The organism is Brachybacterium saurashtrense (genome assembly GCF_003355475.1).
In the GTDB taxonomy this organism is placed as follows: domain Bacteria; phylum Actinomycetota; class Actinomycetes; order Actinomycetales; family Dermabacteraceae; genus Brachybacterium; species Brachybacterium saurashtrense.
Genome location: NZ_CP031356.1, coordinates 3,407,820 through 3,428,802 on the forward strand (window position 1 = coordinate 3,407,820; position 20,983 = coordinate 3,428,802).

A 20,983-nucleotide genomic window follows, 5' to 3' on the forward strand; every position below is an offset into this window, starting at 1 on the left:
GATGTCCCGTCACCTGCTCGTCACCGGCGGCGCCGGCTTCATCGGCAGCAACTTCGTCCACCACGTCCTGGCGCGCACCGATCACACCGTCACCGTGCTGGACAAGCTCACCTACGCGGGCCACCGCGCCTCCCTCGACGGGCTGCCCGTGGAGCGGGTGCGCCTGGTGGTGGGGGACGTCGCCGACGCCGCCGTGGTGGATCCGCTGGTGGCGGAGGCGGATGCGGTGGTGCACTTCGCCGCCGAGTCCCACAACGACAACTCCCTGGGCGATCCCACCCCGTTCCTGCACACCAACCTGGTGGGCACCTTCACGCTGCTGGAGGCGGTGCGCCGCCACGGCACCCGGCTGCACCACGTCTCCACCGACGAGGTGTACGGGGACCTGGCGCTGGACGATCCCCAGCGCTTCACCGAGGCCACCCCGTACAACCCCTCCAGCCCGTACTCCGCCACGAAGGCGGGCAGCGACCTGCTGGTGCGGGCGTGGGTGCGCTCCTTCGGGATCTCGGCGACCCTCTCGAACTGCTCGAACAACTACGGGCCCCGCCAGCACGTGGAGAAGTTCATCCCCCGGCAGATCACGAACCTGCTAGACGGGGTGCGTCCCCGGCTGTACGGGGCGGGTCTGAACGTGCGCGACTGGATCCATGCCGAGGACCACTCCAGCGCTGTGCTGCGGATCCTCGAGGCGGGGCAGAGCGGCCGCACCTACCTGATCGGCGCGGATGGCGAACGCAGCAACAAGGAGGTGGTGGAGATGATCCTGCGCCTGATGGGCCGCGACCCCGGCGACTACGACCACGTCATCGACCGGGCCGGTCACGACCTGCGCTATGCGATCGACGCGACTCCGCTGCGCCAGGAGCTGGGCTGGTCGCCGCAGTTCCGGGACTTCGAGGCCGGGCTCGCCGCGACGATCGACTGGTACCGGGACCACGAGGCCTGGTGGCGGCCGCAGAAGGCGGCCACCGAGGCGAAGTACGCGGAGGCCGGCCAGTGAGCCCGGCCGCGCAGGCGCGGGAGCTCGCCGTCCGCGAGACCCCGATCCCCGGGCTGCTGGTGCTGGACCTCCCGGTGCACGGCGACGCACGCGGCTGGTTCAAGGAGAACTGGCAGCGGGAGAAGATGGTGGCCGCCGGGCTGCCGGACTTCGGCCCCGTGCAGAACAACATCTCCTTCAACCAGGCAGAGGGCGTGACCCGCGGGATCCACGCCGAGCCGTGGGACAAGTACGTCTCGGTCGCCACCGGCGCCGTGTTCGGGGCGTGGGTGGATCTGCGTGAGGGGCCCACCTTCGGCACCGCGTACTGGCACGAGATCAGCCCCGGGACGGCCGTGTTCGTGCCCCGCGGGGTGGGCAACGCCTTCCAGACGGTGCAGGCGCCCGCCGCGTACACGTACCTGGTGGGCGAGCACTGGTCCGAGGCGGCGCAGTCGCAGTACACCTTCCTGCACCTGGCCGACGAGACCGCCGCGATCCCTTGGCCGATCCCGCTGGAGCGCGCGGAGCTCTCCGCGAAGGACCGCGCCCACCCGCGCCTGGCGGAGGTGACCCCGGTGCCGCCCCGCCGCACCCTGGTGGTGGGCGGCTCCGGCCAGCTGGGCCGTGCGCTCGCCGCGCGCTGGCGGAAGCGGGCCGACGTCGACGTGGTGGACCGGTCGCGCCTGGACATCGCCGATCCCGCGAGCGTGGCCGCCTTCGACGTCTCGCCGTACGGCGCGATCGTCAACGCCGCCGCGCACACCGCGGTGGACGCCGCCGAGACCGAGGAGGGGCGGCGCGCCGCCTGGGCCGTGAACGTCGCCGGCGTGGGGCACCTGGTGGAGGCCGCGCGGCGGCATCGCGCCGTGCTGGTGCACCTCTCCAGCGACTACGTCTTCGACGGCACCGCCGCGGTGCATCCGGTGGACGAGCCGCTCAGTCCCCTCGGCGTGTACGGGCAGACCAAGGCCGCGGGGGAGCAGCTGGTCGCGACCCTGCCGGCGCACTACGTGGTGCGCACCAGCTGGGTGATCGGGGAGGGGCGGAACTTCGTGTCCACGATGGCGGAGCTCGCCGCGCGCGGCGTGGACCCCGCCGTGGTGGACGACCAGATCGGTCGCCTCACCCTCGCCGAGGATCTCGCCGCCGGGATCGAGCACCTGCTCGCGGTGCGTCCGGCGCCGGGCATCTACCACCTCACCAACGAGGGGGAGCCGGCGAGCTGGGCGGAGATCGCCCGTGCGGTGTTCGCCCTCACCGGTCACGACCCCGCCCGGGTGCGCCCGGTGAGCACCGCGGAGTACGCCGCCGACCGCCCCGGACTCGCCCCGCGGCCGGCGCGCTCCACCCTGGACCTCTCGGCGCTGCGCGCCACCGGCTTCGTGCCGCGGGAGCAGTTCTCGGCCCTGCGCGAGCTGCTCGCCGCGCGCCAGGGGTGAGCCGCGCGCGCCGCGCACATCGTGACCGGGCCGAGGCCTGGATTCCCGACGCGTGTCCGGGGGTGCTCACCTATGATGAACGAGCCCCTCGACCCTGCTGAACGGTGCGTGCCGGTGACGATCGAAGACTTCCTCAGGCTGCTGCTGCGCAACCTGCTCCTGCTCCTCGGCATCACTGCGCTCGGCGCCGCCGCCGGGTACGGCTACTCCTACACCCAGCCCGAGGTGTACAGCGCCAGCGCGCTCGGCTACGTCTCCGCGACCGCGCAGACGGACGACGAGGGCAACCCCATCAGCCAGACCAGCGGCAACATGGACCTGCAGTACACCAAGGCGCAGTCCTACCTGCCGCTGTTCGGCACCCGCGCCGTGGGGCAGTCCATCGTGGACGAGCTGGGCCTGGACGCCTCCCCGGACGCGGTGGCGGGCTCGCTGAGCGTGGGCCTGGACCCCAACGCCCCGATCCTCACCGTCACCGCCCGCGCCGCCACCGCCGAGCAGGCCTCCGCGATCGCGAACGCCGCGGTCGAGGCCACGGCGCAGGAGGCCCGCGTGCTCGAGACCGGCGGGGACGAGAACGTGCCCGTGAGCGTGCAGCTGGTCCCGTACCAGACGGCCGTGGTGCCGGGCGCGCCGGTCTCCCCGGACCGCGAGCGCTATCTCGCCGTCGGTGCGGTGGCCGGGCTGCTGATCGCCCTGGCCGTGGCCTGGGTGCGGGACCGCAACGACTCCCGGATCCGCACCGCCGAGGATCTGGAGGCCGCGGTCTCGCTGCCGCTGCTGGCCACCCTGCCGGAGTCGAAGGAGCTGGTGCGCGGCAAGGACGGGCTGCTGGCCGAGCCGAAGACCTTCGCCGCCCGGGAGGCGATCCGCCGCCTGCGCACCAACCTGCGCTACGTGGGCGTCGACGAGCCGCCGCGCTCGATCGTGGTCACCTCCGGCGCGCCCGGCGAGGGCAAGTCCGTGGTGGCCGGGAACCTCGCCCGGGTGATGGCCCGCTCCGGGCAGCCCACCCTGCTGATCGACGCGGACCTGCGCCGCCCCCGGGTGGCCGAGCAGTTCGGCATCGACGGCGAGGTGGGGCTGTCCCAGCTGCTCGCCGGCGCGGTGGGCGTCGAGGACGCCGTGCAGCCCGCCTCGGTGCCGCTGCTCTCCCTGCTGCCCTCCGGGCAGGTGCCGCCCAACCCCTCCGAGCTGCTGGGCTCCCGCCGCATGCAGGAGCTGATCGGCGAGCTGTCCCGCCGTTTCTTCGTGGTGATCGACGCGCCGCCGGTGCTCGCCGTCACCGACGCCCAGCTGCTGGCCCGCCATGCCGACGGCGCGATCGTGGTGGCCGTCGCCGGGCGCACCCGCGCGATGGGCCTGTCGGCCTCGGTCGCCGCGATCCGGGACATCGGCGCCACCGTGTACGGCGTGGTGCTGAACCGGATCTCCACCACCCGCTTCACCCGCATCGCCTACGGCGAGACCGGGTACGGCTACCACGCCTACGCGAAGTACGGCGACGAGGTGGAGATCGCACCGGAGACCGACGCCGTACTGCCCGACACCGCCGAGGAGGAGGCTCCGGCCGCCGCTGCGGCGCACGCCGACGGCACGACCTCGGAGGCGTCCCGCGCCGTGCGGTCGGCCGGGTCGCCGGAACCGGCGCCCACGGCGTCGGCGTCGTCCGCGGGGCGCGAGTCCCCGCGCCGGCCGCGCGGTCGCCGGGTCGCCACCACGGACCGGGACCAGGGATGACCCTCGAGCGGCTCGGGGCGGTGGTCCCCGTCCACGGGCCCCTCGATCCCGTGCTGCCCCTGCTCGACGCGCTCGTGGGCCCGGAGGTCCCCGTCGCCGAGCGCCCCGCCCGGGTGCTCGTGATCGACGACGCGAGCCCCGTGCCGCTGGAGCCGAGCGCCCTGCCGGCCGGGGCGGAGCTGCACCGTCGCACGGTCAACGGCGGCTTCGGCGCCGCCGTGAACACCGGCCTGGAGCTGCTCGCCGCCGACGAGCGGATCGACCAGGCGCTGGTGCTGAACTCCGATCTCGAGATCCCCGCCGGGTTCTGCACGCGCCTGGTCGCCCATGCCGCCCCGTGGATGCCGGCCGTGGTGGGGTGCCGCACCGTGGACGGCGCGGGCCGCTCCGGCCACGCCGCCCGGCGCTTCCCCACCGTGGGCCATCAGGTGGTGGAGTGGCTGGTTCCGCTCGCCTCCCAGCGCCACCGCGACCTGCTGCACCGCGCCGTCGGCCACGACCTGCGCGCCGAGCGCGGCCACGGCATGCTCCCCGTGGACTGGGTGGCGGGGGCGGTGCTGCTGCTGCCGCTCGCCGAGGTGCGGGCGGCGGGAGGCTTCGACGAGGGGTACTTCATGTACGCCGAGGAGGTGGACCTCCAACTGCGGCTGCGCCGGCAGGGGATCCCCTCCCTGCTCGACGCCGATCTCGAGGTGCGGCACGCCGGCGGCGGCTCCTCCGGTGGGGAGTCGCGGCGGAGGCGCTGGCTGGTGGGCGCCCGCCTGCGCTACGCCCGCAAGCACGGGAACGTGCACCTGCTGCGCGCCGGGCTCACCGCGGCCACCGGCGCGAACCTGCTGTGGAACACGGGGCGCCGCGCCGCCGGGCGGGACGTGGCCCCGCTACGGGTGGCCCGCGAGGAGCTCGCCCTCATCCACCGCGCCGGGCGGGAGCTGCCCCGATGAGCACCGCGCCGACGACCCCCACCGCCACGGCCCCCGGTTCGACGAGCCCCGCCCCGCACGGCCGCACTCCGCGCCTGCTGCTGATCTCCCCGGCCTTCCACGGCTACTGGCGCAGCATCGGGGATGCCTTCGCGCGCCGCGGCTACGAGGTGCACACCGCCCGCTACGACGCCTACGACACCGTCGCGGAGAAGCTGCGCCTCAAGGCCACGGTGGAGCTGCCCGAGCGGCTGGGCGCGCGCGAGGCCGTGCGCGCCCGGGAGACGGCCCGCCTCACCGAGCGGGTGATCGCGATGCTGCGGCAGGTGCGCCCGGACAGGGTGGTGGTGATCAAGGGCGACGGGCTCGACGCCCGGTTCTGGGAGGAGCTCGGGGACCTGCCCCGGATCCTGTGGCTCTACGACGACCTGCACCGCCACGACTACGACGACGACTTCCTGCGCGCCGTGGGGCCGGTGGTCGACTACGCCCGCTCCGAGGCCGAGGCGCTGCGGGCGCGCGGCGTGGATGCGCACTTCGTGCCCAATGCCTTCGACCCACACCGGGTGGAGCCCAGCGGGCACCGCAGCGGCGAGATCGTGTTCATCGGCGCCGGCTACCCCAACCGGGTCCAGGCACTCACCGCGCTCGCCGAGCGCGGCCTGCCCGTGCACGCCTGGGGGCGCTCCTTCTCCCGGCATCCCGTGGACCGCGCCCGCACCTTCTCGTGGCGTCGGCCGCCGATCGCCGCCTCCCGCGAGGTGCCGCTGGAGCGCGCCTACCAGATCCACGCCGAGGGCGCGGCGGCTGTCGCGATCCACGGCCTGCAGAACGGGCACGCCATGCGCACCTTCGAGATCCCCGGCATGGGCGGGGTGCAGCTGGTGGACCGCGACGACGTGGACCAGTTCTACGAGGTGGGCACCGAGGTGGCCGTCTGGCACGACCTCGACGAGCTGGAGGAGCTCTCCCGCCGCGCCCTCGCCGACACCGCCTGGGCGGAGGGGCTGCGCCGTGCGGGCCGCGCCCGCACCCTGGCCCACCACACCTTCGACCATCGCCTCGAGGAGGTCGACTCGCTATGGCACTGATCCATCCCCGCAGCCTGGAGCGCTGGCAGGAGTGGCAGACCTCCCGCCACCGCGCCCGCCAGGTCAAGCACGCCGTGGCCGGGGCGCTGCGCCGCGGCGACGAGCCCGCCCGGCCCGCGCTCGCCCTGCACTCGCGCGCCGGCTCCGGCGAGGGGCGCATCCTGCTGGGCGTGGACTCCGCCTCGCCCACCTCGCGCGCAAGCCTGCTCACCGCCCTTCCCTACCTCTCCGCCCCCGTGGACGTGCTCGCCCCGGCCGGGGTGGAGCTGCCGGAGATCGCGGGCCCGGAGTGGGAGCGCCGCCTCGTCGAGGAGCCGGCGCCCGCGCTCACCGGGCGGGGCATCACCACCGCGCTCACGCTGGGCTGGCACCTGCGGGTGGGCCGGGCCGTGCACGAGTGGGCGCTCGCCCAGGACGTCGCCGCCGCGGTGGTCCAGCACGGCGCGCTCACCCCCTACGCGCCGCCGCTGCCGCCCCGCACCACGCTGCTGGCCTGGAGCGACGCCGATGCGGAGTTCTACCGCTCCGGCCGGGAGGACCTCGAGGTGCGCACCGTCGGCTCCCAGCTGCTGTGGCAGGCAGGGCGGGAGGCCGACGGGCCGCTCGTGGTGGAGGTCGACCGCCCGGTGTTCCTGGGCCAGATGCACGGTGCGGAGCTGCCGCGGTACGTCACCGCGGGCACCGCCTACGCCTTCTGCCGGCGCGAGGGCGCGCTGTACCGTCCCCACCCCTCGGAGCTCGACGCCCTCTCCCGTGCCGCGCACGCGGTGATGCGCCGTCGCGGCATCGAGTTCCAGGACACCTCGCTGCCGCTGGGGGAGCTGCGCCGCCCGGTCGTGGGCGTGTTCTCCACCGGCGTGCTCGAGGCCGCCGTGCGCGGCCTGCCCGCCTACGTCGAGGCGCGCCGCGCCCCGGGCTGGGTGCACGAGTTCTGGGACCGCTACGGCCTGCGCCGCTGGGGCGGGGAGCCCACCCCGGCGCCGACGGGCCCGGCCGACGAGCCCTCCCGGGTGATCGCGCAGCTGCTGGAGGGACAGGCATGAGCATCCTGGCGGTGATCCCGGCGCGCGGCGGCTCCCAGGGCATCCCGCGCAAGAACCTCCTGCCCGTGGGCGGGCGGCCGCTGCTGGCCTGGACCATCGCGCAGGCTCTCGAGGCGCGAGAGGACGGGGACGTGATCGTCGCCGTCTCCACCGAGGACGCGGAGATCGCGCAGGTGGCGCGGGAGCACGGCGCACGGGTGATCGACCGGCCCGCCGAGCTCGCCACCCACACCGCTCCCACCGAACCCACCGTCCTGCACGCGATGGACACGGTGGAGGCGGAGGGCGTGACGCTGGAGGCCGTGGTGCTGCTGCAGGCCACCTCGCCGGTGCGCCGCCCGGACACGATCCGCCGCGCGATCGCCGAGTTCCGCGGCACCGGGGTGGACTCTCTGGTGGGCGTGGTGCCGGAGTCGCCGTTCTTCTGGCGCCTGCCGGAGCATCCCGGGGCGAGCGCCCGCGCCGCCTACGACGTCGCCGCCCGCCCGCGCCGCCAGGAGCTCACCCCCCAGCAGCTGCACTACTTCGAGAACGGCAGCCTGTACGTCACCGCGCCGCACGTCTATCGCACCCATCGCAACCGCATCGGCGGGCGCACCGGTCTGTTCGTGCTGGACGAGGTGGAGGGCGTGGACATCGACACCCTCACCGACGTGGCCGCCGCCGAGAGCATGCTCGCCCGACTCGGATGGAGGACCTCGTGATCCTGGACCGACACACCGCCCCGTACACGGTCGACGCGCACGCCACCGTGCTCCAGGCGCTGGGCCGCATCAACGACAACCGGGCCCGGATGGTGCTGGTGGTGGACGAGCACGGCACCGTGCGCGGCACCCTCAGCGACGGCGACGTGCGCCGCTGGCTGGTGGGCTCGACCACCCCGGACCTCACCCAGCCGGCGCTCGACGCCGCGAACACCGACTTCGTCGCCGTCACCGAGGGCACGCCCGTCGCCGAGATCACCGTCCTGTTCGGCGACGGCATCGACCGGATCCCGATGGTGGACGAGCGCGGCCGCCTGCTCGCGATCGCCACGCCCGGCACCCGCACCCTCACCATCGGCTCCCGCACCGTGGGCGCCGGGCATCCCGCCCTGCTGATCGGCGAGATCGGCAACAACCACCAGGGCGACGTGGAGCTCGCGACACGGCTCGTGGACGAGTGCGTGCGCGCCGGGGTGGACGCGGTGAAGTTCCAGCTGCGGGACATGGGCGCGCTGTACCGCTCCGGCGGCGCCGGCAGCGCCGGCGAGGACCTGGGCCCGCAGTACACGATGAACCTGCTGGCCAAGTACTCGCTGTCCGTGGAGGACATGAGGCGGGTGCTCGACCACTGCGCCGAGCGCGGCGTGGACGCGCTGTGCACGCCCTGGGACCTGCCCTCCGCCGAGGCGCTGCACCGCTACGGCCTGCCCGGGTACAAGATCGCCTCCGCCGATCTCACGAACCACGACCTGCTCGCCGCGGTGGCCGGCTTCGGCGCGCCGATGATCGTCTCCACCGGCATGAGCACCGAGCAGGAGATCACCGGGGCGGTGGAGGTGCTGCGCGGCCGCGGCGCCCCCTTCGCGCTGTTGCAGACGCAGTCCACGTATCCCGCGCCGTTCAAGGACGTGAACCTGCGGTACATGGACCGCCTCGCCGAGCTGGGCGACTGCCCGGTGGGGTACTCCGGCCACGAGCGCGGCTGGCACGTGCCGCTGGCCGCCGTGGCGCGCGGCGCGCACATCGTCGAGAAGCATGTGACGCTGGACCGCACCCTCGAGGGCAACGACCACAAGGTGTCCCTGCTGCCGGACGAGCTCGCCGCGATGGTGCGCCAGGTGCGGGAGGTGGAGGAGTCCCTGGGCAGCGATCGACCGCGCGAGCTCTCCACCGGCGAGCTGATGAACCGCGTGAACCTCGCGAAGTCGCTGGTGGCCGCGCGCGACCTGCGCGCCGGGGACACCGTCACCACGGCGGACGTGGACGTGAAGAGCCCCGGGCGCGGCCTGCAGCCGGACCGCCGGGACGCCCTGCTGGGGGTGCGGCTGCACCGCGACGTGCCCGCCGGGGACTTCTTCTACCCCGGCGATCTGGCCGGCCGGCCCCGCGCCCGCTCCGAGTACTCCTTCCGCCGCCCGTGGGGCCTGCCGGTGCGGTTCCACGACTTCCGCGCCCTGCTGGAGGTGTCCCAGCCGGACTTCCTCGAGTTCCACCAGAGCGCGCAGGACATGGACCTGGGGATCGAGGAGTTCTTCGCCCCGGGGGAGCGGCTCGCGCAGTTCGTCACCGTCCACGCCCCGGATCTCTACCCCGGCGACTTCCTCATCGACCTCGCCTCCCCGGACCAGGCGATCTGGGAGCGCTCGATCCACGAGGTGCAGCGGGTGGTGGACCTCGCCCGCGGCCTCACCGAGCACTTCACCTGCGCCGAGGATCCGATCGTGGTCGTCACCATGGGCGGCTTCCTGCCCGACCGCCACCTGCGCCCCGAGGAGCGCTACCCGCTGTACGAGCGGGTGCAGCAGGGGCTGGAGCGCGTGGACGAGGCCGGGGTGCGGCTCACCGCGCAGACCCTCCCGCCGTTCCCGTGGCTGATGGGCGGCCAGCAGTTCCACAACCTGTTCATGGAGCCGGAGGACACGGTGTGGTTCTGCGAGACCTACGGCCGCCGCCTCACCCTGGACGTGTCCCACTCGAAGCTCGCCGCCACCTTCCACCACCGGCCCTTCAGCGAGTACCTCGAGCAGATGGGCCCGTACACCGAGCACCTGCACATCGTGGACTCGGTGGGCGTGGACGGCGAGGGCGTGCAGGTGGGCGAGGGCGAGGTGGACTTCAAGGACCTCGCCGAGCGCATGGACCGCCTCGCCCCGGACGCCCCGTTCATCCCCGAGATCTGGATGGGCCACGTGAACAACGGCGAGGGCTTCTTCACCGCCCTGGATCGGCTGCGGGAATGGTTCTGAGCGGTGCCGGGGCGGTGCGGACCGCCCTGTGGGTGGTGCCCGTCGCCGAGCTCGGCGGCGTGGCCCGGCACGTGCTGGACACGGTGCACGCCGGCGTGCCCGGCTGGCGGCTGGTGGTGCTGTGCCCCGAGGGGCCGCTCGCCGAGCGGCTGCGCGCGCTGGGGGCCGCGGTGCTCACCGGCCCGGTCTCCCCGGCCGCCGGGACCCTGCGTGCGGTGCGCACGCTCCGACGGGCTCTGCGCACCCTGCGACCGGCCCTGCTGCACACCCACCTCGCCTTCGCGGACCTCGCCGGCGTCACCGCGGCCACCGGGATACGCACCGCCGACGGACGACGACTCCCGGTGGTCTCCACCGAACACGGCATCGCCGGTGTGCCAGGGCTGTACCGGCCCGGCGCCGCGCAGGCCCACCTGCGCCAGGCCGCCCACCGGGCACGGCTGCACCGCACCGATCGGGTGATCGCCGTCAGCGATTCCACCGCGGCGCAGATCGCGGCGCAATGGGGCCGGGCCCGGCAGGTCACCGTGATCCGCAACGGGGTGGACCTGCCCTCCCCGCCCACCGCCCCTCGGCCCGGCCTGCGCGTGCTCTCCCTGTCCCGCCTCGCGCCGGAGAAGCGGATCGACCGCCTGCTCGACGCCTTCGCCGTGGTCGCCGCCTCGCACCCGGAGGCACGCCTCACGATCGCGGGGGACGGCCCCGAGGCAGGAGCGCTGCAGGCGCGCGCCCGGCAGCTGCAGATCAGCGAGAGGGTGCGCTTCCCCGGCCATGTCGAGGCGGACGCCGCGCTGCGCGAGCACGACGTGGTGGTGCAGCTCTCCGCCTGGGAGAACCTCTCCTACACCCTCCTGGACGCCGTCGCCCACGGCCTCGGCGTGGTCGCCACCGATGTGGGCGGGAACCGCGAGATCGTGCCCTCCCGCTGCCTGACGGACGCCGCGGACCCGCAGGCCGTCGCCGCGGCGATCGTCGAGCAGGGGATGGAACGGGAGCGGCGGCCGGAGGCGCACCGCCCCGGGGGATCGGTCGCGGCGATGTGCGCGCGGATCGCCTTCGTGTACGAGGAGCTGTCATGACGGCACCGCGTCCCGTACGCCTCGGAAGCCCCGCGCCCGCCCCCACGATCGGGGCGCGTGCCGCCGCCGGTGCCCGCCGCACGGCCCGATCGGTGGGCGCGATCCGGATCCCCGACGCGGTGCTGTTCTTCGCGCTCACCGCGGCCGGTGGTCTGCCCGGCTACACCTCGATCGGCCCGATCCCCACCGCGCACCTGGTGCTCGCGGCGCTCTGCGCGTACGCGATGATGAAGCGGCCCCTACGGAGGCTCGACGGGCTCGCGATGCTCATCCCGCTGTTCATCGCGGTGCTCTTCTACGTCGGCGTGGTCTCCCTCTTCGCCGTCCCCACCGCGTTCGCCGCGGACTGGGAGACCCGCCTGCTGCGCATGGCGGCGGTGACGGTGATGGTGTTCTTCCTGGCCAGCGGACGTCTCGAGGCGCGCTCGGCGATCATCGGCACCTTCACGGCGCTGGTGGTGAATGTTCCGCTGTTCTATGCCGGCTTGGTGCAGGATGCGTACGGGGGCGTGCTCACCGGGCTCGTCGGGGACAAGAACGTCGCGGGCCTCACCTACAGCGTGGTGGGGCTGCTGATGCTGTGGGTCACTACGCGCACCAGTACTCGACTCCTCGTGGTGCTCTTCAGCGCCTCCGCCGTGTGGCTCACCGGCTCGCGCACCGCGATCGCCGCCTACCTGGCGGGGCTCACCTGGTATCTCCTCGCCCCGCATCTGCCGATGATCGGGAAGTGGATCCTGGGTGTGATCACCGCCGTGGTGGTGGATGTGCTCGCCGAGGACTACTCGCAGATCGGGGAGTTCTCCGACCGGGAGGGCAGCGACCTGCTGCGCGCCCGGATCGATGACGCCTCACAGCTCAAGGTCGAGGAGGCAGGGCTGCTCGGGAAAGGCCTGGGGGAGGCCTACGTGGTGATCGAGGACGGCACCTGGTTCTTCCACAACTCCTACTGGAGCGCCCTGGTGGAAGGCGGCTGGCCGTGGACGCTGTTCGTGGTGGGGGTGACGGTGCTGGTGCTGGTGCGCCCGTTCAGCGGCGCCTCGCCCCGGGAGCAGTACGTCGCCCAGGCGGCAGGGGTCGTGCTGCTGGTGTGCGCCACCCGACTCGGGGAGGTGTTCTTCACGAACGTGTGGGGCCTCGCGCTCGGGGTGGGCCTGTACCTGCTCGCCCGCCCGCGGGACGCGCAGGCGGCGCCGGAGCGGACGGCAGCAGATCCGGACGGCTCGGCAACCGTTCCCAGGGAGGCGTGATGACGGAGCTCTCGGTGATCCTCTGCGCGCTCGACGAGGAGGAGCGCATCGGACGGCAGTTGCGCGCGCTCGACGCCCAGGTGGGTGCCCCGCCGTTCGAGGTGGTGGTGGTCGACAACGGCTCCCGGGACCGCACCGTGGAGGTGGTGCGCACCTGGATCGCCTCGCCGGGACGCGTCGCGGCCACGGCCCTGCTGGTGGACGCCGCGGCCACCCCAGGCATCCCCGCGGCCCGCAACGCGGGCGTGCTCGCCGCCTCGGGGGAGATCCTCGCCTTCTGCGATGCGGATGACGAGGTGGACCCAGGATGGGTCGCCGCGATGTCTGCCGCCGTGGACGGCGACGTGCTGGTGGGAGGGCGCCTGCTGGTGCCCGGTCCGGATGGTGCGGCCGAACGAGACCTCTATGGCACCGGTCCCGTCCGCACCTCCTACCTGCCCTATGTGGGCGGCGCGAACTGCGGGATGAGCCGCGCGCTCTGTCTCGCGGTAGGTGGGTACGACGAGTCGCTGCCCCGGTACGGCTTCGAGGACGTGGACTTCTCCTGGCGCGTGCAGGAGGCCGGGTATCCATTGCGGTTCGCTCCCGGGGCGATCGTGCACTACACCCTCAGCGACGGTGTCACCTCGGTCCGCAAGAGGTTCCTGCTGGGCCAGGGCCGGGTGCTGATGGCCCGGCGCTTCCCCCGCTACGACAGCACCGACTACACCCTCCGCCGCACGCTCGTCGACGCCGTCCGGGCATTCCGCGCCCTGGCCGGGGCGCTCCTCACCCGACGCTCCGCGGCCCGTGCCCGCGCTTCCGTGGCGGTCGCCGCCGCCGGACGGGTGGTGGGCGCGGTGCGATACCGCCCTGGCTCCCCGGCGCTGCGACGCCGCCTGCTCGAGGAGCGTGACCGATGAGCGCCGCCGACGTGCGGCCCCGCTTCGTGCTCGCCGCCAACCAGGGGGAGCTCGGCGGCGGCGAGGTGATGCTGCTGGCCACCGCCCAGGTGCTGCAGCGGTTCGGTCTCGACGTGAGCGTAATCGCCCCTGCCCGGCCCGCCCTCGTGGTCGAGGCGGCCGCAGCTCGCGGCCTCCCTACGATCCCCCTCCCCGGTGCCACACGCCGCGGCTACCTAGCGGCGCTGGCCCGGTGGCGCCTGCGGCATCCCGCGGTGCCGCTGTGGTGCCACGGTCTCGCTCCCGCGCTCGCGACCGCCGGGATCGGGCCGCGGCTCGTGCACCTCCACCAGCTGCCGCGGCGGTGGCACCGCCGCGCGGCGGCGCTCGCGTCCTGGCGGGCGGCGCGGGTGCTGGTCCCCTCCCACCACGTCGCGGCGCGCGTGCCCGGGGCGGAGGTGCTGGAGAACTGGACCGCGGAGGTCCCCTTCGCGCCCTCGCGCCGAGCGCCCGGAACCCCGTTCACCGTGGGATTCCTGGGCCGGCTCACCCGCGACAAGGGCGTGGACGTGCTGGCACGGGCGATGGCGCACGTCGCCGCGGAGCATGAGGTGCGCCTGCTGCTGGCCGGGGAGACCCGGTTCGGCCGCCCCGATGAGGCCGCAGCGTTGGAGGCAGCACTCCGCGACGTCGAGGGGATCACCGAACGACCCGGCTGGATGGCGCGGGACGCGTTCTTCGCCGCCGTGGACCTCGCCGTGTTCCCCTCGAGCGCGCCGGAGTCCTTCGGCCTCGTCGCGGCCGAGGCCATGGCGGCCGGGGTGCCCTTCGTGATCAGCGACGCCGGGGCGCTGCCCGAGGTGGCGGGGCCCGACCACCCCTGGGTGGCGCGCCACGGGGAGGCCGAGGATCTCGCCCGGGTGCTCGCCCGCGCCCTGGAGGAGCTCCGTCAGGGCGACGAGCAGCGGGCCCACCGGGCCCGGGAGCGCTGGCAGCGGGAGTACTCCCCGCAGGCCGGCGAGGCCCGCGTGGCACGGATGCTGAGCGGCCTCGCCGCGCCGGCCCACGGCGAGAGGAGGGGCGACCGATGAGCCAGGAGCCCGAGGCGGGCATCGTGGTGCCCAGCTACCGCGGAGCGGAGCGCCTCCCCGTCCTGTTCGACGCGCTCGCCGCACAGACCCCCTCGAGCCCCGCCTTCGAGGCGGTGGTGGTGATCGACGGCATCGACGACGGCTCGGTCGCGCTGGTCGAGGCGGAGCGGCGCTTCCCGGTGCGGCACGTGCTTTTCCCCGAGAACCGCGGGCGCGTCGCCGCGCTCAACGCCGGGTTCGCGGAGAGCCGCGCCCAGGTGCTGATCCGCTGCGACGACGATCTGGTGCCCGGCCCCGACTACGTGCGCGGGCACGTGGAGGCGCACCGCGGCGCGCCCTGCGGCATGGTGGGGCTCTACCTCAACACCTCGCCCGCCTCCCGGTACCGGGAGGTGTACGGCCGGCACGCCGATGAGTCGTTGCGCGCCGGTGCCTACGCGGAACCGTCCCGCGCCTGGCGGTACTGGGCGGGGAACTGCTCCCTCACCCGGGAGACCTGGGAGCGGATCGGCCCCTACGACCCGCGGTACCGCCTGTACGGCTGGGAGGACGTCGACTACGGGTACCGCCTCCACCGCGCCGGGATCCCCGTGCGGCTGGACCCGGCGCTGGAGACCGAGCACCGCGTCGCCGCGGTCACCACCGCCGGGAGGGCTCAGCGCGCCGCCCATGCGGGTGCCGCCCGCCGCCTCTTCGAGCACCTCCACGGGACGGCCGTGCTGCCGCCCGCGGTGCCACCGCTGTCGCCGTGGAACGCGCTGGTCCGGGGCGCGAGCCGCGTCGTCGGCCGGGACCCGCGCGCCTGGGGCTCCCGGGTGGACCGCCTGCTGGGCCGGGTGCCGCGTCCCGTCGCGACGAAGCTCGTGGCCCTCACGGTCGAGGCAGCCGGCGTGGCCGGCTACCGCGCCCCGGACTCGGCGCGGGAGGTGTTCTGATGGTTCCGCGAATCGCGATCGCCCACGACTACCTCACCCAGCGCGGCGGCGCCGAACGGGTGGTGCTCTCCCTGGCCCGTGCCTTCCCCGAGGCGACGATCCACACCCTGTTCCACGCCCCGGAGCAGACGTATCCCGAGTTCCGCGACCGGGACGTGCGGGTGAGCCCCCTGAACCGCATCGGCCCGTTCCGCCGCGACCCGCGACTCGCGCTGCCGCTGCTGGCCGGCGCCGCCTCCGCGCTGCGCATCGACGCCGACGTGGTGATCGCCTCCTCCTCCGGCTGGGCGCACGCCTTCCCCACCCGGGGCCGGCGCATCGTGTACTGCCACTCCCCGGCGCGCTGGCTCTACCTGCCCGGCGACTACCTCGGCGACGCCTCTCCCCGGGACCCGAAGCGGCTCGCGCTCGCCGCCCTCGGCCCGGCCCTGCGCCGCTGGGACCGCCGCGCGGCCCTCCGCGCCGACCGCTATCTCGCCAACTCCAGCGTGGTCCGCGAGCGGATCCGGCACGTCTACGGCCTCGACGCCCCCACCCTCTTCCCGCCCTTCAGTCCTGCCGTCGCCGAGGGGCCGCAGGAGCCGATCCCCGCGCTCGCCGGCTGGGCGGGGGAGGACGGTGCCGCGGGCGGACACCACCTGGTGGTCTCCCGCCTGCAGCCCTACAAGCACGTGGACCGCGTGCTCGAGGCCTACCGCGCCCTGCCGGAGCACCGCCTGCTGGTGATCGGCAGAGGGCCGGAGAGGGCCCGGCTCCAGTCGATCGCCCCGCCGAACGTGCGCCTCGTCGAGGGGCTCACGGACGCGCAGATGCGCTGGGCCTACGAGAGCGCGCAGCTGCTCGTCGCCGCGAGCCACGAGGACTTCGGGCTCACCCCCGTGGAGGCGGGCGCCCACGGCGTCCCCACCCTCGCCCTGCGCGCCGGAGGCTACCTCGACACCGTCGAGGAGGACATCAGCGGGCTGTTCTTCGACCGGGCGGAGCCGGACGCGGTCGCAGAGGCCGTCACCCGCGCCGCAGAGCACCCCTGGGATGCGGCGGCGATCCGTGCCCGCGCCGCGACGTTCTCCGAGGAGCGCTTCGTGGACCGGATCCGTGAGGAGGCGCACCGATGACAGCTCCCACCGCAGACCCTGCGCTGAGCGTGGTGATCCCGGCCTTCAACGCGGCCGGCACCATCGGCCGCCAGCTGCGCTCCCTCGCCGCGCAGCAGGATCCGCCGCGGTTCGAAGTGATCGTGGCCGACAACCGGTCCGTCGACGGCACTGCGGAGGCGGCCCACGCCGCGGGGACCGGGCTGGACCTGCGAGTGGTTCCGGCCCGGCGCGCGCAGGGCGCGAACTGTGCCCGCAACGAGGGCATCCGGGCCGCACGCGCCGCGCTGATCCTGTGCCTCGACGCCGACGACGAGGTGGATCCCGGGGCGCTGCGCGCCGTGGTCGACGCCTTCGCCGCGGACCCGGGGCTGGGCCTGGCCGCCGGGGTGCCGATGGACGCGGACCCGGCCACCTTCGAGCTGCCCGTCGCCCAGGACTTCCTGCCCTACGGGATCTCCGCCTTCCTCGCGCTGCGACGGGAGGTGTTCGACGCCGTGGACGGCTTCGACGAGGACTTCGTGGGTGGCCAGGAGGAGGTGGACTTCTGCTGGCGCGCACAGCTGGCCGGGCACCGGCTCGGGGTGGTGCCCGCCGCGCGCTTCCACTACGTGCCGCGGGCGGACGCCCGCTCCGCCTTCCGCCAGTTCCGACGCTACGGCGCCACCTACATCCAGCTGTATGTCAAACATCGAAGGCAGGGGATCCGCGGTTCCTCCCTCCGGAGGGAGCGGCATGACCTGCGCCGCGTCGCCGGGACGGTGGTGCGCCTGGTGCGTGGCGACGGCGACCGGGTGGCGTCGGCTCGTGGGCTGGGATGGATCGTGGGGCGGTGGCAGGGGAACCTGCGCCACCGGGTCTGGGGGCCGCGGTGACGGTCCGCGTCGTCCACCTGACAGGAGGGGTCCCCGTCGCCTCGGTGCCTCATGCGGGAGGAGTGCTGCAGCGGGACGTCACCCGCTCGCTCCTCGAGCAGGGCACGGATGTACTCGTCCTCGCCCCCGCACACCGGGGGAATCGCGAGGATCTACCGGCCAGCATCGCGCCCCGCACCGAGCTTCCCGAGGACTGGCCCCGCCGGTGGAGCCCGGCGGGCATCGCGGTGCGAGCGGCGCACCGGCTGAACCGGTGGGCGCACGGCGCTGCGCTCCAGCACGCGCACCCGCCGTTCGTCGCCTCTCTCCTCCTACAGCGCCGAACGCGTCGTGCCCTGCGCGACGCGGACGTCATCGATCTGCAGTGGTTCGCCCAGATCCGGCTCCTGCCGATGGTCCGTCTCCTCGCCGGTCCGCGTCCGGTCATCGTCGGGACCTTCCATGACGTCGTCTCGCAGCGCATCGAGCGCACCGCCTCCCTCACCCCGCCCGGGAAGGAGAGGGATCGCCTCCTCACCGCCTCGAGACGGGCTCGGCGCGAAGAGCGGTGGTGCGGGAGGCGTCTCGACCGCAGCGTGGTGCTCAGTGAGAAGGACAGGGACCTCCTCCTCGAGGCGGGCGTGCCGGCGGAGCGCATCACCGTGCTCGCACCGAGGATCGCGTCGAGGGGTGCCGACGCCCCAGGAGGGGAGCACGTCCTGCCACCGGCCGGGGGAGAGCGTGCGGCACGGCCCGTCGTCCTCTTCGTGGGCTACCTGGGGCGCCCGGAGAATCGGGACGCCGTGCACTGGCTCCTCTCCGAGATCTGGCCGCGGGTCCGCTCGTCGATGCCGGAGGCGTGCCTGCGGATCGTGGGCGGAGGCGCCCCGGACGGTCTGCACGCGCAGATCGACGGGACGCCGGGCGCGACCGCGACGGGCTTCGTCGAGGATCTCGATGCGGAGTACCGCGGCGCGGACTGCTGCGTGGTGCCTCTCCGCGATGGGGCGGGCGTCAAGTTCAAGACGATCGAGGCGCTGCTCTCAGGCGTTCCGACGGTCGCGACGACCATCGGGGCCGAAGGCGTGGGCCGCCGCGAGGACTTCGTCGCCCTGAGCGACGAGACCGAAGGCCTCGTCGCGGGGATCCTCGCCGCGCTGCGGGATCCCGAGCGCAGGAGGCATGCTGCCGAGACCGCGGAGCGCCTGGCACGGCTCCACGACCCTTGTGTCTTCGATCGCACGGTGCTCTCCGTCTACGCGACGGGGCGTTCCGGCGCGCGCTGAGCCGTTCAGAGCGCGGCGACGTCGCGCAGATGGCGTACTCGCCGCGCGAACTCGGCCTCGAAGTGGTGCTCGCGCATCAGATCCCGCCCCCGCTGCGATGCATCGGAGCGAGCGGCGGGGTCCGTGCTGAGCTCTCTGATCCGCGCGGCGAGGGCAGAGGTGTCCCCGAGAGGGACCGTCCAGCCGATCCCGTGGCGGTCCACGAGGCTCTGCAGCGCGACGTTGTCGAATCCGAGCACCGGCACCCCCACGGCCGCGGATTCGAGATAGGTGCCGGAGGGGTCTCCCTGGACATGGGGGAGCACCATCAGATCGACGGTGCGGGGCACGTCGTGCACCCAGTCCGTCGCGAAGTCGAGGTCTCCGCGGAAGTCGATGTGCTCCGGCCAGGCGGAGGCGCGCTCCTGCAGCACGGGCGTGAGCTCACCGCTGCCGTAGAGCACCAGGCGGAGGTCGAGGCCCTCCTCGAGCAGAGCCAGTACTGCGGCCAGGACGTGCTCGGGTCCCTTCGCCGCCGTGTGCCGACCGGAGAATCCGACGGTGAAGGGACGTCCCGAGGGACGAGCGGGGGCTTCGTGCGCGGCATCCAGGACGATCTGTGCGCTGGCACGTGTGTCGAAGTAGACCATCGCCGACGGGGACAGCGTGCCGTAGTCCTCGAGAGCCGGGTATCCGTTCGCCTGGAAGCCGCCGGTGCGGGCGACCATCTCGCGCAATGCCCCCCGTCGCCGGCGCCATCCCGCGGCGGCCCGCAGGCGCCCTATCCGCCCGCTGCCGATCTGCGCCATGCGGATCCGCTCCGCGAGGGGGATTTCGCCGTACAGCACGAGGCGGTCCGGCGCGAGATCGCTCCGGCCCGTGTCGTAGACGTCGTGCATCGCGAGCGTCACCGCGGCGTCCCGTCGCAGCTGCGCGACGCCCATCCGTGCACGGTCCACGATCGTGAAGCCGAGGTCCGCGATCCTCACGGATGTGAGCAGCGGAGAGGGATCCCGCGGCTTGACCTCCACCGCGACGACGGTCTCGCCGGGCCAGTGCGCCGCGTAGAGCTCGAGGGCATGCAGGCTCTTGGTGGACAGGACCACTCTCGAGGTGTCGAGCTGTACGGCATCGAGCTGCACGACGACGAGGCGATCTCGGGGCATCAGGACCTCCTCGGCGTCACGGACGGGATCTCGAGCGCGGCGAGGGTCGCGGCCCATGCCTCCCAGGTGAGGCGGTGCCGTGCATGAGCGGTGGCGGCGCGGGAACGGGCGACGAGCTCCGCCGGGCTCACGTGGGCGAGGATCCTGACGGCGTCGGGCACGATATCCGCAGCGGACACGAGCCACCCGCTGTCCTCTGTCACGAGGTTCCGGACCCCGCCCACGTCGGCGGCGAGCACGGGCAGGCCGTGGTGGAGCGCATCGGTGATGACCACCCCGGAGGCGTTCGCCCGCGAAGGGTCCAGGAGCACGTCGCTGCGGGCGTACAGGGCCGAGAGCTCATCCGGGTCGAGCCGGCCCACGAGCCGGGCGAGGTGCCCGGCCTCGGCGGGGGCATCCCCGACCACGACCAGCTCGATCTCTCGCAGCTCGCGGAGCCGGGCCGCGATCGCGAGCGCCGCCGCACCGTTCTTCCTCTCCCAGTCGCTCGCGACCAGCAGAAGTCGGAGCGGGCCGCCCTCTGCGCGGCGGGGGCGGGGAGAAGCAGCGGGCGCGATCGCCGGGCCGAAGGGGGCCACGGTGATCCGCTCGGGAGTGATGCGCACATCGTCGATCAGGGAGGTGCGCGCCCAGTCGCTGGTCACCACGAAATGTGCGGTCCCCCGGGCCGCGCGCCGCTCGACCCACCGCCCCTGGAACCCGCCCAGGGGGCCGAGACCCGAGAACATCGGGTAGAAGTCGCGGACCAGGTCGAAGGTAGCGTCGGTGACCTGGATCGTGGGGACGCCCAGCGGGCGCACCAGATCGGTCGACGAGGCGAGTGCGACCACCGCGTCGATCCTCGCCCGTCGCGCCGTGGCGGCGAGGGCTGCCGAGCGCCGACGTGCCGTAGCGATCGAGTGGGCGGGCAGCACGGGCCGGGAGGAGAGCCGCGCCTGAGCCCGGTCCACCAGGGCATCGCGCGGCATCGCCGGAGACAGCGGGGTGAGGTCCAGAGAGGCCCGGAGGGCCCGTGCGGCAGGCTGGATCACCCCGGACCAGGCCGAGGGGTCGTCGAGGTCCCAGCTGCTGTACAGGCCCGTGCTCATGTGATCGAGACGCATGGTGCTCGTCGACCTCCTCCCCCTCGTCCTCTGCATCCTACGGAGCGTCGGACGGCTGCAGGGCCCGTCCGCCCTGGACGGACCGGCCGGCTCC

Annotated in this window: 18 protein-coding genes; 16 read left to right on the forward strand and 2 right to left on the reverse strand. The window is 74.0% G+C overall.

Going from position 1 to position 20,983, the window contains the following annotated elements; genetic code table 11:
- Position 1 precedes the first annotated feature (1 nt).
- From rfbB to DWV08_RS15400, 16 genes are all read left to right on the forward strand, one after another.
- Complete coding sequence (rfbB, locus tag DWV08_RS15325; protein ID WP_115414595.1) at positions 2 to 1,003, forward strand: dTDP-glucose 4,6-dehydratase; 1,002 nt, start codon at positions 2 to 4, stop codon at positions 1,001 to 1,003.
- On the forward strand, positions 1,000 to 2,424 hold the full coding sequence (locus tag DWV08_RS15330) for a sugar nucleotide-binding protein (RefSeq protein ID WP_115414596.1): 1,425 nt from the start codon (positions 1,000 to 1,002) through the stop codon (positions 2,422 to 2,424). The genes rfbB and DWV08_RS15330 overlap by 4 nt, the downstream gene beginning before the upstream one ends.
- Before the next feature lie 114 nt (positions 2,425 to 2,538).
- Positions 2,539 to 4,164, forward strand: coding sequence for a tyrosine-protein kinase domain-containing protein (locus DWV08_RS15335; protein ID WP_115414597.1), 1,626 nt, complete (start codon positions 2,539 to 2,541; stop codon positions 4,162 to 4,164).
- On the forward strand, positions 4,161 to 5,108 hold the full coding sequence (locus DWV08_RS15340; RefSeq protein WP_115414598.1) for a glycosyltransferase family 2 protein: 948 nt from the start codon (positions 4,161 to 4,163) through the stop codon (positions 5,106 to 5,108). The genes DWV08_RS15335 and DWV08_RS15340 overlap by 4 nt, the downstream gene beginning before the upstream one ends.
- A complete protein-coding gene (locus tag DWV08_RS15345) occupies positions 5,105 to 6,178 on the forward strand; it encodes a CgeB family protein (RefSeq protein ID WP_115414599.1) in 1,074 nt (357 codons plus the stop codon). Before DWV08_RS15340 ends, DWV08_RS15345 begins: the two co-directional genes overlap by 4 nt.
- On the forward strand, positions 6,169 to 7,221 hold the full coding sequence (locus tag DWV08_RS15350) for a hypothetical protein (RefSeq protein WP_115414600.1): 1,053 nt from the start codon (positions 6,169 to 6,171) through the stop codon (positions 7,219 to 7,221). The genes DWV08_RS15345 and DWV08_RS15350 overlap by 10 nt, the downstream gene beginning before the upstream one ends.
- The gene (locus DWV08_RS15355) at positions 7,218 to 7,925 is read left to right on the forward strand and encodes an acylneuraminate cytidylyltransferase family protein (protein WP_115414601.1); all 708 of its coding nucleotides are present in this window, start codon (positions 7,218 to 7,220) and stop codon (positions 7,923 to 7,925) included. Before DWV08_RS15350 ends, DWV08_RS15355 begins: the two co-directional genes overlap by 4 nt.
- A complete protein-coding gene (locus DWV08_RS15360) occupies positions 7,922 to 10,171 on the forward strand; it encodes an N-acetylneuraminate synthase family protein (protein WP_115415064.1) in 2,250 nt (749 codons plus the stop codon). Before DWV08_RS15355 ends, DWV08_RS15360 begins: the two co-directional genes overlap by 4 nt.
- A complete protein-coding gene (locus DWV08_RS15365) occupies positions 10,162 to 11,250 on the forward strand; it encodes a glycosyltransferase (RefSeq protein ID WP_115414602.1) in 1,089 nt (362 codons plus the stop codon). Before DWV08_RS15360 ends, DWV08_RS15365 begins: the two co-directional genes overlap by 10 nt.
- Positions 11,247 to 12,500, forward strand: a complete 1,254-nt coding sequence (locus DWV08_RS15370; protein ID WP_115414603.1) for an ABC transporter permease — start codon at positions 11,247 to 11,249, stop codon at positions 12,498 to 12,500. The genes DWV08_RS15365 and DWV08_RS15370 overlap by 4 nt, the downstream gene beginning before the upstream one ends.
- Positions 12,500 to 13,402 (forward strand): glycosyltransferase family 2 protein, encoded by a 903-nt coding sequence (locus tag DWV08_RS15375; RefSeq protein WP_115414604.1) that lies wholly within the window; start codon positions 12,500 to 12,502, stop codon positions 13,400 to 13,402. Before DWV08_RS15370 ends, DWV08_RS15375 begins: the two co-directional genes overlap by 1 nt.
- Complete coding sequence (locus DWV08_RS15380) at positions 13,399 to 14,472, forward strand: glycosyltransferase family 4 protein (RefSeq protein ID WP_115414605.1); 1,074 nt, start codon at positions 13,399 to 13,401, stop codon at positions 14,470 to 14,472. Before DWV08_RS15375 ends, DWV08_RS15380 begins: the two co-directional genes overlap by 4 nt.
- Positions 14,469 to 15,407: a glycosyltransferase family 2 protein gene (locus tag DWV08_RS15385; protein WP_115414606.1), complete on the forward strand. Its 939-nt coding sequence runs from the start codon at positions 14,469 to 14,471 to the stop codon at positions 15,405 to 15,407. Before DWV08_RS15380 ends, DWV08_RS15385 begins: the two co-directional genes overlap by 4 nt.
- A complete protein-coding gene (locus tag DWV08_RS15390) occupies positions 15,407 to 16,522 on the forward strand; it encodes a glycosyltransferase (protein WP_115414607.1) in 1,116 nt (371 codons plus the stop codon). The genes DWV08_RS15385 and DWV08_RS15390 overlap by 1 nt, the downstream gene beginning before the upstream one ends.
- Complete coding sequence (locus DWV08_RS15395) at positions 16,519 to 17,376, forward strand: glycosyltransferase family 2 protein (RefSeq protein WP_115414608.1); 858 nt, start codon at positions 16,519 to 16,521, stop codon at positions 17,374 to 17,376. The genes DWV08_RS15390 and DWV08_RS15395 overlap by 4 nt, the downstream gene beginning before the upstream one ends.
- A complete protein-coding gene (locus DWV08_RS15400; RefSeq protein ID WP_162801592.1) occupies positions 17,373 to 18,641 on the forward strand; it encodes a glycosyltransferase in 1,269 nt (422 codons plus the stop codon). Before DWV08_RS15395 ends, DWV08_RS15400 begins: the two co-directional genes overlap by 4 nt.
- A 5-nt stretch (positions 18,642 to 18,646) precedes the next feature.
- Here the strand turns inward: DWV08_RS15400 and DWV08_RS15405 are convergent, their stop codons facing one another.
- Complete coding sequence (locus DWV08_RS15405; RefSeq protein ID WP_162801593.1) at positions 18,647 to 19,786, reverse strand: glycosyltransferase family 4 protein; 1,140 nt, start codon at positions 19,784 to 19,786, stop codon at positions 18,647 to 18,649.
- The gene (locus tag DWV08_RS15410) at positions 19,786 to 20,889 is read right to left on the reverse strand and encodes a glycosyltransferase family 4 protein (RefSeq protein WP_162801594.1); all 1,104 of its coding nucleotides are present in this window, start codon (positions 20,887 to 20,889) and stop codon (positions 19,786 to 19,788) included. Before DWV08_RS15410 ends, DWV08_RS15405 begins: the two co-directional genes overlap by 1 nt.
- Positions 20,890 to 20,983: the final 94 nt, after the last annotated feature.

Coding starts and splice junctions, on each gene's coding strand:
- rfbB (WP_115414595.1), top strand. CDS start 2: ATGTCCCGTCACCTGCTCGTCACCGGCGGCGCCGGCTTCATCGGCAGC.
- DWV08_RS15340 (WP_115414598.1), top strand. CDS start 4,161: ATGACCCTCGAGCGGCTCGGGGCGGTGGTCCCCGTCCACGGGCCCCTC.
- DWV08_RS15345 (WP_115414599.1), top strand. CDS start 5,105: ATGAGCACCGCGCCGACGACCCCCACCGCCACGGCCCCCGGTTCGACG.
- DWV08_RS15350 (WP_115414600.1), top strand. CDS start 6,169: ATGGCACTGATCCATCCCCGCAGCCTGGAGCGCTGGCAGGAGTGGCAG.
- DWV08_RS15355 (WP_115414601.1), top strand. CDS start 7,218: ATGAGCATCCTGGCGGTGATCCCGGCGCGCGGCGGCTCCCAGGGCATC.
- DWV08_RS15365 (WP_115414602.1), top strand. CDS start 10,162: ATGGTTCTGAGCGGTGCCGGGGCGGTGCGGACCGCCCTGTGGGTGGTG.
- DWV08_RS15370 (WP_115414603.1), top strand. CDS start 11,247: ATGACGGCACCGCGTCCCGTACGCCTCGGAAGCCCCGCGCCCGCCCCC.
- DWV08_RS15375 (WP_115414604.1), top strand. CDS start 12,500: ATGACGGAGCTCTCGGTGATCCTCTGCGCGCTCGACGAGGAGGAGCGC.
- DWV08_RS15380 (WP_115414605.1), top strand. CDS start 13,399: ATGAGCGCCGCCGACGTGCGGCCCCGCTTCGTGCTCGCCGCCAACCAG.
- DWV08_RS15385 (WP_115414606.1), top strand. CDS start 14,469: ATGAGCCAGGAGCCCGAGGCGGGCATCGTGGTGCCCAGCTACCGCGGA.
- DWV08_RS15390 (WP_115414607.1), top strand. CDS start 15,407: ATGGTTCCGCGAATCGCGATCGCCCACGACTACCTCACCCAGCGCGGC.
- DWV08_RS15395 (WP_115414608.1), top strand. CDS start 16,519: ATGACAGCTCCCACCGCAGACCCTGCGCTGAGCGTGGTGATCCCGGCC.
- DWV08_RS15405 (WP_162801593.1), bottom strand. CDS start 19,786: ATGCCCCGAGATCGCCTCGTCGTCGTGCAGCTCGATGCCGTACAGCTC.
- DWV08_RS15410 (WP_162801594.1), bottom strand. CDS start 20,889: ATGCGTCTCGATCACATGAGCACGGGCCTGTACAGCAGCTGGGACCTC.